Source organism: Sulfurisoma sediminicola (assembly GCF_003865015.1).
Lineage (GTDB): Bacteria > Pseudomonadota > Gammaproteobacteria > Burkholderiales > Rhodocyclaceae > Sulfurisoma > Sulfurisoma sediminicola.
On record NZ_BHVV01000003.1, the window covers coordinates 24,820 to 41,121 of the forward strand.

The following is a 16,302-nucleotide window of genomic DNA, read 5'->3' on the forward strand; positions in this document are numbered from 1 at the left end:
GTTGGAAATCAAGTCCATGCACTTCAAGGCCCGCGCGGTGGCGCAGCTTGCCGATGCCGGCGTGCAATCCAACCTGAAAAAGGCCAAGGGCAAGTTCGTCGACAAGCGCCGTGACGCCATCGCCGAGTTTTTGGCACAGGGCGGCGATTTCGAGGCGTTGCGCGAAGCCGGCATGGAGCTGCGCAACAGGGTACTCGCCGATCTCGACCTCTGGCTGGAAAAGTTCGAGGTCAATGCCACGGCCCGAGGTGCCAAGGTGCTGTGGGCCAGGGACGGTGCAGAGGCCTGCCGCCTGATCGTCGACATCGCGAAACGGCACGGCGTGAAGAAGGCGACCAAGTCCAAGTCCATGCTGTCCGAGGAGGCCGGGTTGAATCAGGCGCTCGAGGCCGCCGGCATCCAGCCGGTCGAAACGGATCTGGGCGAATACATCCTGCAGATCAACGACAACGAGCCGCCCTCGCACATCATCGCGCCGGTGGTGCACAAGTCGAAGGAGGAGATCGCCGACCTCTTCGCCCGGGTGCACAAGAAGCCGCGCCTCACCGACATCGGCGAGATGACGCGCGAGGCGCGCGAGGTGCTGCGCAGCCACTTCCTCTCGGCCGACATGGGTATCTCCGGCGGCAACTTCCTCGTCGCCGAGACCGGCTCGGTGGCGCTGGTCACCAACGAGGGCAACGGCCGCATGGTGACCACGGTGCCCAAGGTCCATGTCGTCATCACCGGCATCGAGAAGGTGATCCCGACGCTGGAGGACCTCTCGCTGCTGCTGCGCCTGCTGATCCGCTCGGCCACGGGCCAGCCGATTTCCAACTACGTCTCGCTGCTGACCGGCATGAAAGGCGAGGGCGATCTCGACGGCCCCGAGAACATGTACTTCGTGCTCGTCGACAACGGCCGCTCCGACCTGCTGGCTTCGGAGTTCAATGACATGCTGCGCTGCATCCGCTGCGGCGCCTGCATGAACCACTGCCCCGTTTACCAGACCATCGGCGGCCACGCCTACGGCTGGGTCTATCCCGGCCCGATGGGCTCGGTGCTGACCCCGCTCTACATGGGCATGGAAAACGCCCTCGACCTGCCGCATGCGGCCACGCTGTGCAACCAGTGCGGCGTTGTCTGCCCGGTGAAGATCCCGCTGCCCGATTTGCTGCGCACGTTGCGCGAGAAACAGGTCGAGAAGAAGCTGCGGCCGCTGAGCGAGCGCCTTGCGCTGAAGGCCTGGGCCTGGGTCGCGACGCGGCCGGCGCTCTATGCCCTCGGGACGAAGTTCGCCGTGCGCTACCTCAACTGGCTGGCAGGCGGCGGGAAGAGCATTGCCGTGCTCGGCGCCGCGCCCGAATGGACGGCGGGCCGCGATTTCCCCGCGCCGCAGGGGCGCACCTTCCGCGAGATGTACGCGCGGCGGAAGCGTTCATGAACCATCGCATCGTCTTCCTGGAGCGCGACTCGATCCGCGCCACGGTGCGCAGGCCGGCCTTCCCCCATGTCTGGGAGGAGTACCCGCTGACCACGTCCGACGAGCTCCTGCCGCGCCTGCGTGAAGCCACCATCGCCATCACCAACAAGGTGAAACTCGGCGGCGAGATCCTCGCGCAGTTGCCGCAGCTGCGCATGGTCGCGGCCGCCGCCACCGGCACCGACAACATCGACCTCGACTGGTGCCGCAGCCACGGCGTCGTCGTCTCCAACATCCGCGGCTACGCCGCCACCACCGTGCCCGAGCACGTGATGATGCTGATGCTGGCGCTGCGCCGCCAGCTCCTGGCCTACCGCGCCGACGTGCTCGCCGGGCGCTGGCAGCAGGCGAAGATGTTCTGCTTCTTCGACCATCCGATCCGCGATCTCAACGGTTCGACCCTGGGCCTTATCGGCCGCGGCTCCCTCGGCCAGGGCGTGGCGCGGCTCGCTGCGGCCTTCGGCATGAGGGTGCTGTGGGGAGAACGCAAGGGCGCGAGCATCGTGCGCGATGGCTACGTCCCTTTCGAACGACTCCTCGCCGAGGCCGACGTGATCTCGCTGCATTGTCCGCTGACCGCGCAGACGCGGGCGATGATCGGCGAAGCCGAACTGCGGGCGATGAAGCGTGACGCCCTGCTCATCAACGCCGCGCGTGGCGGCATCGTCGACGAGGCGGCGTTGGCGCACGCGCTGCAGGAGGGCTGGATCGCCGGCGCCGGCTTCGACGTGCTGTCGCAGGAACCGCCGGTGGCGGGCAACCCCCTGCTCGAACTGGATCTCCCCAACTTCATCTTGCTGCCGCACGTCGCCTGGGCTTCCGACCCTGCCATGCAGGCCCTGGCCGATCAGCTCATCGACAATATTGAGGCCTTCGTCCGCGGCGAACCGAGGAACCGTCTGGCATGAACGACTCAAGGGATCTGATACTCGGCCGCATCCGCGAGCGCCTCGGCCGCAGCCCGGCGAACGTCGCCCCGGCTCAGACCGCCATGGACGTCGCGCTGGCCGCGAAATCCGCCGGTCCGCGCCCGCGGACCGATGCCGACCTAGTCGCGGCCTTCCGGGCGCGATCCGAGGCATTGGCCAGCACCGTCGATCAGGTCGCCTGCCTGGCCGATGTGCCGCGTGCCGTCGCCGCCTATCTCGCCGAACATAAGCTGCCGGCTCGGGCCGTCTGCGTGCCGGACCTCGCCGGACTCGACTGGCGAGGCGCGGGTGTGGAGGTCGAGGCGCGTGGCGCCATCGATCACGATCTGGTCGGCATCACCGGCTGTTTCCGTGCGATCGCCGAGACCGGCACGCTGATGCTTTGCACCGGCCGGGCGACGCCGGCCACGGTGAGCCTGTTGCCGGAAACCCACATCGCCGTGGTGCCTGCGACGGCCATTGTGGACGGCATGGAAGAAGCCTGGTCCGCGGCACGATCCGAGTTCGGACAGATGCCCCGTGCGGTCAATTTCATCTCCGGCCCCTCGCGCACGGGCGACATCGAGCAGACCATCGTGCTCGGTGCGCACGGTCCGTATCGCGTACATGTCGTGATCGCGCACGGCCAGTAACAGGCCGGGTTCCGGCGATTCCAGGTTTGGTCGGCGCCAGCGTTAGCCGAACCCGAAACGCTCGACGAACTGTTCGGGGTCCAACGCCGGACCCTTGTAGTCGGCCTGCATGAGGTCACAGCCGAGTTCCTTGAGCCGGGCCGCCGTCGCGTCGTCGGCGACGCCGACGGCCACGACGTCAAGCCGCAGGTGATGAGCGAGTTCGATGATCGACTGGATGATGTGCGCGGATTTCGGCGCGCCGGCCAAGTCGCGTGAGGCCGAAACATCGATCTTGATTTCCTGGAATGGCATGGTTGCGAGCCAGAACAGCGATGACAACGCCATGCCAGGATCGTCGATCGACAGTTTCAAGCCAAGCTCCTTCAGTCGACCGAGCGTCTCCCTTGCCACCGCCTCCTTGCCCAGCAAGGCCGTTTCGCCTATCTCCAGAATCAGCGTGCCTGGCCGCCGGCTCCAGGTGCCGAGCGCGCGCCCGACAACGTCGACAATCTCCGTGTTCCGTAGTGCGCGCGCCGGGAGCTTGATGCCGATGCGCAAGTCCAGTCCGGCGCTATAGCGGAATTCCGAGACGATTCGCAGCGCCCGGTTCAATATCAGCGAGACCAGATCGGTGACTTTCTCGGCGGATTCCGCTGCCGCGAAGGCGTGCTCCGCGGCAGCCATGCCGAGCGCGGGATCACGCCAGCACAGCAGTCCTTCGGCACCCATGATCTGGCCCAGGCGCAGATCGTACTGCGGCTGAAAAACCATATCGAGCGCATCCTCCAGGACAGCCGTACGCAGCCGGTTCTCGTACACGAGCTTCGATGTCGCCGAATTGTCCCGGTCTGCCCCGTAGTCGGCGATGCGGCCGGGCAGGTCGCGCGCGAGGGCGCAGGCGCTCTTGGCCCGCTGCAGCAGGATTTCGGGCTGATCTCCGTGCGCGGGGTACATCCCGATCCCGATCGCGGGACTGGCATAGATTTCCTCGTCGCCGATCCAGAACGGCGCATCCAGCGCGCGCAGCGATTTCTTCGCCGCCAGCAACGCCACGGCAGGATCCTCGATTGCAGACAGGACGCAGGCGAAATCATCCCGGCCCATCACAGCGACAAGATCGTCCGGCCGGAGTACGTCGCTGCGCAGCAATGAAATCACCCGGTCGCGCACGGCGTCGCCGACGTGGTAGCCCCATACGGCGTCGATGCGGCCGATCACGCCGCATTCGATGAGGAGAACGGCCAGGTTCCCGCCATCAGCTGCCCTGTTTTCAATCTTGCCGCGCAGCGCCTCCAGAAACGGAATTGCGCTGGAGGAAAAGGTGCCGTCCGAGGTCGTCGCCGGCTCGGAGGGGTCCATCGCGCTCATAGGAAAAGCTCTCGCGGGTCGAGCTTGACGGCGTCGTATTCCAGGGTGCGCTGGATCCGGTAGGGCTCGTTGGGCCGGACCTTGGGATCCTTCATCAGGTCGAGCATCTTGTAGGGCAGGAGCCGGTTGCCCTTGGCATCCTGCACGACCATGATGCGCGGTTGCATGCGACGTACCATGTTCTGGGCGATGACTATGGCAATTTCGCCGCTATTCAACTCGACCACGCTGCCTACCGGGAAAACGCCCATGCACTGGATGAACTGTTCGACCAGCGCGGGGTGAAACTGCTTCCCGCGCTCCTTCAGCAGGATGCTGAGCGCGTTTCCCGGGGACAGGCTTTCCCCGAATGGCCTAGGTGCCGTGAGCGTGTCGTATGTATCGACGATTCCCGCGATCAAGCCGGGCATGGCAATCGCATCGCCGCGCAGTCCGCGCGGATAGCCGCTGCCGTCGAAGCGCTCGTGATGGAGAGACGCGAGCCCGGGAAGTTCCGGGGGGAGACCGGGCGTGCTGCCGAGAATCCGGAACGAGTGGTTCACGTGCGTCCGGTAGAGTTCGGTTTCCTCGGGGTTGATGGGTCCGCGCGCGGCGAGATCGGCGGGCAGCTTGAGCTTGCCCACGTCCTGGAGCAGTCCCAGCATGCCGAGGACGTGAATTTGCTCCACCGGCAGCTGGAGGAAGCGCCCGAAGATGGCCATCATGACCGAAATTCCCACGGCCCGACTGAGGGTCGCGCCACTGTTCTCCTGCAGCTTGGTCAGCAGGGCCATCGCATCCGGATTGCGTACGACGCTCTCGGCAATCTGCGTGGCCGCCTCATGCGACCGGGAACTGTCGATCGCGTTGCCGATCTCGACGGCGCGCGAAAGTTCCCGCATTACCACTGTCGTGCTCACATAGGCGTTCCGGGCCTTGGGCAACTCGACTTCGACGCTCGCCGCCTCCTTGTAGACCGTCGTGCCGCGGATCTTTGCCAGGTCCTGCGCCGTGACCTTGCCAACATCCGGTCGATCCTCTTTCTCCAGGTCGATGAAAACGTGTTTGCAGTATTTTTTCAGGGCGTCGCGCTGCTTGTCGCTTTTCAGAACAAAGCCCTGGAACGCGAAAGGCGTTTCCGTCCACGGTCGGTCGAGCTTGGAGATGTACATCCCGAAGGTCAGTTCTTCGACAGGGATTTGCCGGAGTTCCATATGGATACGTGAATGTCTGACCGGAAGCAAAGAATTTCCGCCGCTGCACAAGCTTGAAGCTTACTCCGAATTCCGGGGACGCTCGGCCTTGAACGGGGGCGACAGCTGGCCCTCGCCGAACATCTCGCCGGCCTGCCCCGCCGCTGCCCGCTCAGGGCTTGTGCTCGCCGCTGCCGTGGTAGAACTCGCGCATGCTGGCGTAGCGCGCCTCACGCACCAGGCGCACGCGCTCGATGGCGCGCTCGACCGGCACGCCGAGCTGGGTCAGCGTCTCGGCCGCGATCATCAGGCTGCCTTCCAGCACCTCCGGAATGACTTCGGTGGCACCGGCGCGCTTGAGCTTGTCAATGTCGCTTTCGTCGGCCGCGCGCACGATGATGGGCATGTCCTCGCGGTGGCTCCGCACCAGCCGCAGCACGCGCTCGGCAGAGAGGGTGTCGGGGTAGGCGATGACCATCGCCTGGGCCCGCATCAGGCCCGCCGCCTTCAGCACTTCGATGCGGTCGGCGCCGCCGAACACGACCTTGCCGCCTTCGGGGATCGCGCGCTTGACCGCGGTGGGGTCGACGTCGAGGGCGAGGAAGGGAATTTTCTCCGCGCCGAGGAACTTGCCGATCTGCTCGCCGGTGCGGCCGTAGCCGCAGAGGATCACATGGTCCTCCATGCCGAAGGCGCTGGTGGCCACTTCGTAGATCGCCTTGGCCTTGTGCGCCCAGTCGCCACGCGCCATTTCACCGCCGAGCCGTGCCACGCGCTCGATCAGGAAAGGCGCGATGAACATCGAGATCAGCATTGCCGCCAGCGTCACCTGGAACACGTCGGCGGCGATCAGCTTCTGGGCGTAGGCGAGCTGGATCAACACCAGGCCGAACTCGCCGGCCTGCGCCAGTTGTGCCGAGGTGCGCAGGGCGGTGTCGACCGTCGAGCGCGCAGCCAGCGTGATGAGCAACACCACGACGCCCTTGCCGACGACCAATAGCACCACCGCCAGCAGCAGGCGCCAGAAATGCTCGAGGACGAAGCCGACGTCGAGCAGCATGCCGACGGTGACGAAGAACAGGCCGAGCAGCATGTCGCGAAACGGCCGGATGTCGGCCTCGACCTGATGACGATAGACGGTTTCGGAGATCAGCATGCCGCCGATGAAGGCCCCCAGCGCCAGCGACAGGCCGGCCTGGCCGGTGGCGTAGGCGAGGCCGACGACGATCCACAACGTGGCCAGCACGAACAGTTCCTCTGAACGGTAGTGGGCGACGGCGTCGAACAGGCGTTTCATCAGCTTCTGACCGACCCAGATCAGGACGACCAGCAAGGCAGCCGCCTGCAGCGAGGCGAGGCCAAGCTGGCGCAGCAGGTTGCCCTCCGGCTGCGCCAGGGCCGGCAGCAGGATCAGGCAGGGCACCACCGCGATGTCCTGGAACAGGAGCACGCCCATGGTCAGCCGCCCCGAGCGCGAATGCAGCTCGAAGCGTTCCGACAGCATCTTGGCGACGATCGCCGTCGAGGACATCGCCACCGCCAGGCCGACGGAGAGGCCGGATTTCCAGTCCTGGCCGTAGCCGTACCAGGTGACGAGCATCGCGCCGGCGGCGGTGAGCAACATCTGCGCCGAGCCGTAGCCGAACACCAGCGTGTGCATGGCCTTGAGCCGCTGCAGGCTGAATTCGAGGCCGATCGAGAACATCAGGAAGACCACGCCGAACTCGGCGAAGGTCTCTACCTCGTCGCTTTCGCCGATCATCTGCGCGCCGTGCGGTCCCAATACCATGCCGATGGCGAGGTAGCCGAGCATGGACGGCAGCTTGAAGCGGCGCATCACGGCCACCGCGCCGACGGCGGCAGTGAGCAGCAGCAGAAGGGAAAGCAGCTGGGAGTGCATCAGGCGGATACGTCCGCGGACGGAGTGGCGTCGATCATGATTTGGCTCAAGCAAACTATACCGCGAGGCTCCCTATAATGATTGCCCCTGCCGTCCGTTGGTCATTTCAGGAGTTTGCCCCATGCGCCACCTCCCCTTGTTAGCGTTCGCCTTCCTCATCGCCGGAAACGCCGGCGCCGGCGGGGCGGCGGTTTCTGCCGCTATGCCCAAGGCGCCGGACCCGGCGGCCATCATGGTGGCCGTCAAGGAAGTGGGCATCATCAACGGCATCGCGCTCGCCTGCGGCCACAAGGACACGATCGCCCGCGCCAAGTCGCTGATGGTCATGCGCGTGCCCAAGACGCGCGAGTATGGCGAGATCTTCGAGCAGGCATCCAACGATGGCTTCCTCGCCCAGTCGGTGAAGAAAGGCGAGTGTCCGGGCCGCGCGACGCTGGCGGTGCAGCTCGAGACGGCCGCGCGCGCGCTGCCGGCCGCTCCCAGCCATCAGGCCATCACCGAAACCACGGCACCCGATGTCGGCGTCAACCCGAAGTACCTGTTGCAGGACGTCAATGGCCGCGCCATCATGGACAGCGAGTTTCGTGGCCGCTTCCAGTTGATCGCCTTCGGCTACACCTTCTGCCCCGACATCTGCCCGACCACGCTGATCGAGATGGCCGAAGTGCTCAAGCTGCTCGGCGACGACGCCAGCCGCCTGCAGCCGATCTTCGTCTCGGTCGACCCCGAGCGCGACACCCTCGACGTGTTGAGGAGCTACACCGCGTTCTTTGACAAGCGCATCCTCGGCGCGACCGCCTCGCCCGAACTGGTGCGTCGCGCCGCCGACAACTTCAAGGTGCGCTACGAGAAGGTCAAGGAGCCTGGCGCCGCGCCGATGCAGTATGCGGTCGACCATTCGGCCGGCATGTACCTGCTCGGTCCCGGTGGCGAGTTCATCACCAAGTTCGCCTATGCCACGCCGGTGGCCGACGTCGTCGCGCGCATCCGCGAGTTCATGGCCAAGGCGCCGCCACTGCAGCGTTGATTCCGGGGCCGGCTCCGGGCGTTCCGGCGGGTAGAATCACCGGACCCCGCTGAAGCGAACTTGCATGATCGACGACGGCAACACCCAGGAAGTCTTCCGCCGCGCGCGGCTGTCCATCGCCATCGCGCTGGCAGCCTTTGCCGCGGTGATGGGTGTAGGCACCGTCGGCTATAAGTATTTGGGAGGCGCCGAGACCGGCTGGCTCGACGCGCTCTACATGACCTTCCTGATGGTAGCCACCATCGGCTACGGCGCGGGGGTGGAAATCTGGCGCCGGCCGGATGCGCAGATCTTCACCATGGTGATCGCCTTCGCCGGCGTTGCGGTGATGACCTATTTCTTTTCGAGCGTGACGGCCATCGTTCTGGCAAGTGATTTCGACAAGTCGTTGCGGAGACGGCGCATGGAAAAGATGATGAAAAAGGTACACGGCCATTACATCCTCTGCGGCTTCGGCCGGGTCGGTCGCAACGTCGCCCAGGAACTCGAGGCGACCAACCGCCACTACATCGCCATCGACGAACAGCTCGATCTGCTCGAATCGTATGCGGAAAAGAAGGCGGGTCTGCTTTACATCCACGGCGATGCCGTGGACGACGACGTCCTCCTCGAAGCGAACATTCGCGAGGCGAAGGGTGTTTTCGCCATCACCGGCGACGACAGCCGCAACCTGATGATCGCTCTCACCGCGAAGCAGCTGTCGCCCGGCGCGCGCGTCGTCGCCCGTTGCAATGAGATGCGCAATGTGGAGAAGATGCGCAAGGCCGGTGCCGATGCCATCGTCTCGCCCAATTTCACCGGCGGCATGCGCATCGCCTCGGCCATGATCCGGCCGCACGTGGTTTCCTTCCTCGACGAGATGCTGCGTTCGGAACACAAGCTGCGCGTCGAGGAGGTCATCGTGCCGGCGAGCTTCACGGCGAAGACGCTGGGCACGCTCAACCTCAAGGGCGCCACCTACGTGCTGGTGGCGGTGCGCACGCGCGGCGACTGGGTGTTCAATCCGCCGGGCGATTTCCTGCTGCAGGCCGGCCATACCCTGATCGCCATGACCTCGCCGCACGGCCGCTTCGAACTCGAATCGGCGCTTTACCTCATGGACGGAAACTGATCAGCGCGTCTGGATGGGACGGCCGGTGGTGACGAACAGCAGGGTGCGCGCCTCGCGGATGTCGGCGTGCAGCGCTTCGACCAGCGGCGCATTGATGGGGCGCTCGGCGCTCCAGTCGATGATGAAGTTGGCGCCAGAGCCGCCCGAGGAGTCCGAGCGCGGCACGAACAATTCGTAGGTCCCCAGTGGTGGTATCGTCCGTGGCGCCGGCAGGTATTCGCGCAGCAGCTTGCCGTCGGTGTCGTAGTAGCGGGCGCTGGTGATCTTCAGCGTCGCCTTCATGTCGATGTTGCGGATGCTGACGTGGGTCGATACCAGGGTCTCCGAGGGCTTGCCGGTCTTGGGATTGACCTCGCCGTGGTAGAGATGCGAGTAGATCGGCAGGTAGAGCGTCTGACCGGTCGACAGCGGCGGCGCTTCCTGGGCGAGTGCGAACTTGGCCGCGCCGGCCAGCGTCAGGGCGCAGAGAATCGCTTTCAGGCGGCGTAGCCTCATCGTTTCATCCCGTCGGTTGTTCCTGCGGCGATGATACCCGTTCGCCGGCGACGACACGTCGCTTGCTACAATCGCCGCATCGCAACATTTTCTAGGACGCCTGTCATGAACCCCCTTCTGCGGCGGCTAGCCGTTCCCTTCATCCTGCTTTTGTCCGCCGGGTCCGCCTTGGCGGCTGACGGACCGGCGGTCGCCGGCGTCCCGATCGAATTCATCCTCTTCGCGCTCACGCTGCTCGGTGTCGCCTTGTTCCACAACCAGACCTTCTACGTCGCGCTGACCGGCGTGACGGTAGTGGCGCTCTACAAGATCGCCGTGACGGGCTTCAAGACGGGCGTCGGCGTCGGCGGGTTCATTGGGCACCTCGGGCACGAATGGGTGACGCTGGCCAACCTGTTCTGCCTGCTGATGGGCTTCGCGATTCTTGCTCGTCACTTCGAGAAGAGCCATGTGCCGGTGATCCTGCCAAAATTCCTGCCCGACGACTGGCGGGGCGCTTTCCTGTTGCTGGCGATGGTCTGGGTGATTTCGAGCTTTCTCGACAACATCGCGGCGGCACTGATCGGCGGTGCGATGGCTCACCAGCTGTTCAAGGCGAAGGTGCATATCGGCTATCTCGCCGCCATCGTCGCGGCGTCGAATGCCGGCGGCGCTTTCTCCGTGGTCGGCGACACGACGACCACCATGATGTGGATCGCCGGCGTGAGCCCGGCCAGTGTTTTCGAGGCGATTATCGCCTCCACCGTGGCGCTGGCGATTTCCGGCTACGTCGCGGCGAAGCAGCAGCATGCCTACTCGCCCATCCTCAAGAATGCCCACGAACACACCCGCGTCGACTGGGGACGTATTTTCATCGTGGCGCTGATCCTCGTCTTCGCCATGGCCACCAACATTTTCGTGAATATGAAAATGCCCGAGACGGCCGACCGTTTCCCCTTCATCGGCGTCGCCGTGTGGGCGGCGATCCTCGTCACCATCCCGGTGCGTCGCCATGACTGGGAAGTGCTGGGTGAATCGCTCAAGGGCACCTTCTTCCTGCTCTTCCTCGTCACCACGGCGTCGATGATGCCGGTGGAGAAGCTGCCCGCCGCATCATGGCAGACGGCATTCGGCCTGGGTTTCGTCTCCGCGGTGTTCGACAACATCCCGCTCACCGCGTTGGCGATCAAGCAGGACGGTTACGACTGGGGCTTCCTCGCCTTCGGCGTCGGCTATGGGGGCTCGATGCTCTGGTTCGGCTCGTCGGCCGGCGTGGCGCTGTCCAACATGTATCCCGAGGCGAAGTCCGTCGGCCAGTGGCTGCGCCACGGCTGGCACGTCGCGCTGGCCTACGTCGTCGGGTTCATGTGCCTCGTATTCATCACCGGCTGGCATCCCGAGCCGCTCAACAAGGGACTCAACGCCACCCCGGCCGCCGTGGCGCCGGCGCCGACTTCTTCCGTCCATTGAAAGGCCCGCCATGAGGTTTCTGACCCTGATCGCCGCCGTTCTCCTCTTCCCCGGGCCGGCCGTGGCGCAGAAGGCGCATGTCGCGAGCGTCGACGGCGAGGACATGGCTCGCCAGATCGTCGTTCAGTCGACGCGCGAGGATGTCGCCGCCAACGATGCGCGAGTGGCCAAGGTACGCGGCTGGCTCGACAAGGCCGTGAAGAACAGCGGCGAGAGCGAGCGAGCGGTCGCCGCGGCCTGCGAGCGTTCGGCGCGCTATTTCTTCGACCTCACTAAGTCCCGCGCCACGGCGCAGGAAATGCTCGAGGCGGTGGCGACCCACGGCCGCGCCGGCAAGGCGATGCAGGAAACGCTCGCCGACTACATCAAGGTCCGCCGTCAGGTTGCCGGCATGACCCACGCGGCGGCGATGGCCGCCATGGCCTACTCGGTCACGGGCCGCTAGCCCATGTTCGCACGTGCTCGGCCCTGGCTGATCGGCGCGGCAGCCCTGAGCCTTGCGCTGCCGGCGCTCGCGGCAGGCGGCGGCGCCGTCGGCGAGAACCTGCTGTGGCTCGCGCTGATCCTGATGAGCGCGCGGCTGTTCGCGCCGCTGGCCCAGCGCATCGGCTTTCCCGCGGTGCTCGGCGAACTGCTCCTCGGCGTGCTGCTCGGCAATCTCTCGCTCCTGGGCGTCGGCCTTTTCGACACCATCGCGAAGGATCCGATCATTGCCTTCCTCGCCGAGCTCGGCGTGGTCGTGCTGCTGCTGCAGATCGGCCTCGAGACGCGCCTGGCCGACCTCGTCAAGGTCGGCGGCCGCGCCTTCGCCGTCGGCAGCGTCGGCATCGTGGTTCCCTTCGCTCTCGGTGCCTTCGTCGTCGGGCCGTTGCTGTTGCCGGGGGCTTCGCAGAACACCTATCTCTTCCTCGGCGCGACGCTTGCCGCCACGTCCGTCGGCATCACCGGCCGCGTCTTCCGCGACCTCGGCAGGCTCGGCACGCCGGCGGCGCGCATCGTGCTTGGTGCGGCGGTGATCGACGACGTGCTCGGCCTGGTGATTCTCGCCGTGGTGTCGAGCCTGGTGCAGGCCGGCTCGGTCAGCCTCGGCGAGGTTGGCGGCATCATCGCCAAGGCGGTTGGCTTCCTCGCCGGCAGCATCTGGATCGGGCGCATGATCGCGCCGCACTCCTCGCGCTGGCTGGCGCGCCTCGATGCCGGCCCCTCGATGCTGTTCGCCCAGGTTCTCGCTACCGGTCTGGCGCTCGCCTGGCTGGCGCATGCGATCGGCCTCGCGCCGATCATCGGGGCCTTCGCCGCCGGCCTGCTGTTCGAGCCGCTGTTCCTCAAGGACTTCGACCGGCCGCTGATCGTGCGCGAGATCGAGCCGCTGTTGCCTGCCGGCGACAAGGATCTTGCCGAGAAACTGCGCCCGATATTGATCAAGCACACCGGCCACCAGCACGAACTGATGATCGAGCCGATCGGCTATTTCTTCGTCCCGGTGTTCTTCGTGCTGACCGGCATGCAGGTCGACCTGCGCACCCTCGCCGATCCGGCCATCGTCGCCGTGGCGCTGGGGGTGACCGCCGCGGCCGTTGTCGGCAAGCTCGTCGCCGGCTATTTCGCCGGGCCGGTCGGGCGCTGGGTCGTCGGCTGGGGGATGGTGCCGCGCGGCGAGGTCGGCCTGATTTTCGCCATGGTCGGCAAGCAGCTCGGCGTGATGGGCGAGGCGATGTTTTCGGTCATCGTCATCATGGTGATCCTCACGACGCTGGTCACGCCGCCGGTGCTGACGCTGCTGCTGCGGCGCCAGGATTGAAAAAATCGGCACCGGTGGCACGCCGGCGTAAGTTGTGTGCAAACGGCGACGACTAGAATCGGCCGATGTCCATCTTTACGCCCGAGCATAGACGCCGCCGCCTGCTGATGCTGGCGGTCGTGGTCTGCGCCTACGTCCTTTCCTTCTTCCAGCGTTTCGCCCCGGCCGGCATCGCGCAGGATCTCGCCGCCGCCTTCCAGACATCCGCGGCTTCGCTCGGCGTGTTGGCGGCCACTTACTTCTACGTCTACACGGTCATGCAGGTGCCGACCGGAATACTGGTCGACACCCTGGGGCCGCGCCGGATTCTGGCGCTGGGCGGCCTGGTCGCCGGGGGCGGCAGCGTGCTGTTCGGCATGGCGGGCACGCTTGACGGCGCGTTGATGGGACGAACGCTGATCGGCCTCGGCGTGTCGGTGACCTTCATCGCCATGCTCAAGATCATCGCCGTCTGGTTCGAGGAGCATCGCTTCGCCACGGTCGTCGGCTTGTCGATGCTGGTCGGCAACCTCGGCTCGGTGCTCGCGGGGGCTCCGCTGTCGGCGCTGGCGCAGGCCACGGGCTGGCGCGGGGTCTTCGTCGGCGTCGGCATCGTGTCGCTGATACTCGGCGTGCTGTGCTGGCTGCTGGTGCGTGATCGGCCGGGAAACGGAGGAACCGTCCACGCGACCGCTCCGACCTTCGATCGCACGGTGATCTTCGGCGGGCTGCTGCGCGTGCTGAAGAACCGCGCCACCTGGCCCGCTGCGGCGCTGAACTTCGGTGTTTCCGGCAGCTTCTTCGCCTTCGGCGGGCTCTGGGCGACGCCCTTCCTGGTGCAGGGCATGGGTATGAGCCGGGCGACCGCGACGGCACACCTGTCGCTGTATTTCGCCGGCTTCGCCGTCGGCTGCCTCCTCGTCGGCTCGCTCTCGGACCGCCTGCGTCGCCGGAAGCCGGTGATCATCCTGAGCTCGCATCTACTCGGACTGATCTGGCTGTTCTGGCTGTCGGGCATCGTGCCGCCGCCGGCCGTCAGCTACGCCCTGTTCGCGCTGATGGGGCTGACGACCGCGAGCTTCACCCTGAGCTGGGCCTGTGCCAAGGAGGTCAATCCGCCGGCGCTGTCGGGGATGTCCACCTCGGTCACCAATATGGGAGGCTTTCTCGCCGGCGCGCTGCTGCAGCCGGCGGTCGGCTGGGTCATGGACAGGCGCTGGTCGGGGGCGATGGCCGAGGGCGTGCGCCTCTACGTCCTCGACGACTATCGCTGGGGCTTCACCCTGCTCGCCGCGGCGGCCTGGTTCGGCGCGCTCGCCGCCTGGCGCATCCGCGAGACCCACTGCCGCAACATCTGGCAGGAGAACGACTGATTCGGTGGCAGAATGACTTGAAACAGGAGGTGGCGGGCTCAATGTCCTGAATCTGGCCATTTTTCCGTTCCGCCGGGGCGGGGCCGCAAACCAAGCGAGGAGAAGGATAAATGAGCAAGGGCATCATCCTGTTCGGCCATGGCGCCCGCAACCCCGACTGGGCCCAGCCCTTCCACCGCATCCGTGCCTCGATGGAGCGCCAGCAGCCCGGCGTCCTGATCGAACTCGGCTTCCTCGAACTGATGCGGCCGACGCTGGACGAGGCGATCGACAGCCTCGCCGGCAAGGGGGCGACCGAAATCACCATCGTGCCGATCTTCATGGCGGCCGGCAGCCATATCAAGAAAGACCTGCCGCTGATGGTCGGCTCGGCCCTCGATCGCCACCCGAACCTGAGCGTCGACATTTCTGCGCCCGTCGGGGAGGCTGACTATGTCATTGATGCAATGGCACAATATGCCTTGAATTGAGCTTGGCGGCAGGGGTGATGGCTTGATATTTTCGAATATAAGCATATACTAATACGCCATGAATATTCCGACCCTTCCTTCCTTCCGCCGCAGCCAGCTGCTGATCGCGCTGCTCGCCGGCGTCGGCCTGGCCGCTGCCGGCGTCATGGCGCAGGCCCCGGCCGACAAGACGGCCACAGCCCATGCGGCCCCGGCTGCTCCTGCCGGCCTGGAGACCGAAGTGGCCCAGCAGCGCGAGGTGGATCTGAGCTATGCGGCCGAGGCCGTGGTCGAGGCCGTGCGCCAGGCGACGGTCGCGGCACAGGTGCAGGGCCGGGTGGTGGAGGTGCGTGCCGATGCCGGCGCGCAGGTCACACTGGGGCAGCCGCTGATGCGCATCGATGCCCGCGAGGCCGGCGAGAATGCCGCCGCGGCCCAGGCGCAATTGGTGCAGGCCAAGGCCCAATACGAGCGCACCCGGAACCTCGTCGCGCAGAAGTTCATGAGCCAGGCGGCGCTGGATCAGGCCGAGGCCGCCTACAAGGCGGCGCAGGCTGCCGCCGGTGCCAGCGGCGCGACGCTGTCCCACGCGCTGGTGACGGCGCCGATCGCCGGCATCGTGAGCGAGCGCCACACGGAACTCGGCGAAATGGCGGCCCCGGGCAAGCCGCTGATCACGGTCTTCGACCCCAAGGGCATGCGCGTGATCGCCAGCGTGCCGCAGTTCAAGCTTGCCGAAATCCGCAAGGCGGGCAAGGCCAGGGTGGAGTTTCCCGAGTCCGGACTATGGGTCGACGCCACGCGGGTCGAGATCCTGCCTGCCGCTGATCCCCGCTCCCACACCATCACCGCGCGCCTCTACCTGCCCGAAAATCTGGCGGGGGTCATTCCCGGCATGGCCGCGCGCGCCCATTTCGTCGCGGGCCAGGGCGCCAAGCTGACCGTGCCGCCGGGCGCGGTGCTGCGCCGCGGCGAGGTGACGGGCGTTTACGTCGTCGACGACAAGAACACGCCGCACCTGCGCCAGGTGCGGCTCGGCGAAGCCGTCGCCGGCGGCCGCCTCGAGGTGCTTTCCGGCATCAGGCCCGGCGACAAGGTCGTGCTCGATCCGGTCAAGGCCGGCATCGCGCTGAAGCAGTCCGCAGCGACCGCCAAATAACCGGGGGCTGAGTC

At 66.2% G+C, this 16,302-nt stretch carries 15 protein-coding genes; 11 read left to right on the forward strand and 4 right to left on the reverse strand.

The features are described from left to right. The first annotated feature begins 1 nt into the window (after nucleotide 1). Genes EJE94_RS06470 through EJE94_RS06480 form a run of 3 tightly spaced genes read left to right on the forward strand, consistent with a single transcriptional unit; the run spans nucleotide 2 to nucleotide 3,023 of the window. Complete coding sequence (locus EJE94_RS06470; RefSeq protein WP_121242749.1) at nucleotides 2-1,423, forward strand: LutB/LldF family L-lactate oxidation iron-sulfur protein; 1,422 nt, start codon at nucleotides 2-4, stop codon at nucleotides 1,421-1,423. Next, entirely contained in the window at nucleotides 1,420-2,370 is a 951-nt protein-coding gene (locus EJE94_RS06475; protein ID WP_121242747.1) for a D-2-hydroxyacid dehydrogenase, read from the forward strand. The genes EJE94_RS06470 and EJE94_RS06475 overlap by 4 nt, the downstream gene beginning before the upstream one ends. Beyond that, nucleotides 2,367-3,023 carry a LutC/YkgG family protein gene (locus EJE94_RS06480; RefSeq protein WP_121242745.1) on the forward strand — a complete coding sequence of 219 codons (657 nt, stop codon included), beginning with the start codon at nucleotides 2,367-2,369 and terminating at the stop codon, nucleotides 3,021-3,023. The genes EJE94_RS06475 and EJE94_RS06480 overlap by 4 nt, the downstream gene beginning before the upstream one ends. Before the next feature lie 42 nt (nucleotides 3,024-3,065). Here EJE94_RS06480 and EJE94_RS06485 read toward each other — a convergent pair whose 3' ends face one another. From EJE94_RS06485 to EJE94_RS06495, 3 genes are all read right to left on the reverse strand, one after another. Continuing rightward, nucleotides 3,066-4,373, reverse strand: a complete 1,308-nt coding sequence (locus tag EJE94_RS06485; protein WP_121242743.1) for an EAL domain-containing protein — start codon at nucleotides 4,371-4,373, stop codon at nucleotides 3,066-3,068. Next, the gene (locus EJE94_RS06490) at nucleotides 4,370-5,566 is read right to left on the reverse strand and encodes a cyclic di-GMP phosphodiesterase (protein ID WP_121242741.1); all 1,197 of its coding nucleotides are present in this window, start codon (nucleotides 5,564-5,566) and stop codon (nucleotides 4,370-4,372) included. Before EJE94_RS06490 ends, EJE94_RS06485 begins: the two co-directional genes overlap by 4 nt. 151 nt (nucleotides 5,567-5,717) lie before the next feature. Beyond that, nucleotides 5,718-7,445: a cation:proton antiporter gene (locus EJE94_RS06495; protein WP_121242739.1), complete on the reverse strand. Its 1,728-nt coding sequence runs from the start codon at nucleotides 7,443-7,445 to the stop codon at nucleotides 5,718-5,720. 121 nt (nucleotides 7,446-7,566) lie between these two features. Here EJE94_RS06495 and EJE94_RS06500 point away from each other — a divergent pair, with 121 nt between their 5' ends. Further along, entirely contained in the window at nucleotides 7,567-8,472 is a 906-nt protein-coding gene (locus tag EJE94_RS06500) for an SCO family protein (RefSeq protein WP_243642543.1), read from the forward strand. 64 nt (nucleotides 8,473-8,536) lie between these two features. After that, nucleotides 8,537-9,583 (forward strand): potassium channel family protein, encoded by a 1,047-nt coding sequence (locus EJE94_RS06505; RefSeq protein WP_121242736.1) that lies wholly within the window; start codon nucleotides 8,537-8,539, stop codon nucleotides 9,581-9,583. Here the strand turns inward: EJE94_RS06505 and EJE94_RS06510 are convergent, their stop codons facing one another. Beyond that, the gene (locus EJE94_RS06510; RefSeq protein ID WP_121242734.1) at nucleotides 9,584-10,078 is read right to left on the reverse strand and encodes a DUF3124 domain-containing protein; all 495 of its coding nucleotides are present in this window, start codon (nucleotides 10,076-10,078) and stop codon (nucleotides 9,584-9,586) included. A gap of 105 nt (nucleotides 10,079-10,183) precedes the next feature. On the opposite strand from EJE94_RS06510, the gene EJE94_RS06515 reads away from it, so the two are divergent. From EJE94_RS06515 to EJE94_RS06540, 6 genes are all read left to right on the forward strand, one after another. Next, the gene (locus EJE94_RS06515; RefSeq protein WP_243642544.1) at nucleotides 10,184-11,527 is read left to right on the forward strand and encodes a citrate transporter; all 1,344 of its coding nucleotides are present in this window, start codon (nucleotides 10,184-10,186) and stop codon (nucleotides 11,525-11,527) included. A gap of 10 nt (nucleotides 11,528-11,537) precedes the next feature. After that, nucleotides 11,538-11,972, forward strand: coding sequence for a hypothetical protein (locus EJE94_RS06520; RefSeq protein WP_121242732.1), 435 nt, complete (start codon nucleotides 11,538-11,540; stop codon nucleotides 11,970-11,972). Between the two features lie 3 nt (nucleotides 11,973-11,975). Further along, the gene (locus EJE94_RS06525; protein WP_121242730.1) at nucleotides 11,976-13,328 is read left to right on the forward strand and encodes a cation:proton antiporter; all 1,353 of its coding nucleotides are present in this window, start codon (nucleotides 11,976-11,978) and stop codon (nucleotides 13,326-13,328) included. 65 nt (nucleotides 13,329-13,393) lie between these two features. Beyond that, nucleotides 13,394-14,680, forward strand: a complete 1,287-nt coding sequence (locus EJE94_RS06530; protein WP_121242728.1) for an MFS transporter — start codon at nucleotides 13,394-13,396, stop codon at nucleotides 14,678-14,680. Between the two features lie 110 nt (nucleotides 14,681-14,790). After that, nucleotides 14,791-15,150, forward strand: a complete 360-nt coding sequence (locus tag EJE94_RS06535; RefSeq protein WP_121242726.1) for a sirohydrochlorin chelatase — start codon at nucleotides 14,791-14,793, stop codon at nucleotides 15,148-15,150. Nucleotides 15,151-15,208: 58 nt separating this feature from the next. After that, nucleotides 15,209-16,288 (forward strand): efflux RND transporter periplasmic adaptor subunit, encoded by a 1,080-nt coding sequence (locus tag EJE94_RS06540; protein ID WP_243642545.1) that lies wholly within the window; start codon nucleotides 15,209-15,211, stop codon nucleotides 16,286-16,288. Nucleotides 16,289-16,302: the final 14 nt, after the last annotated feature.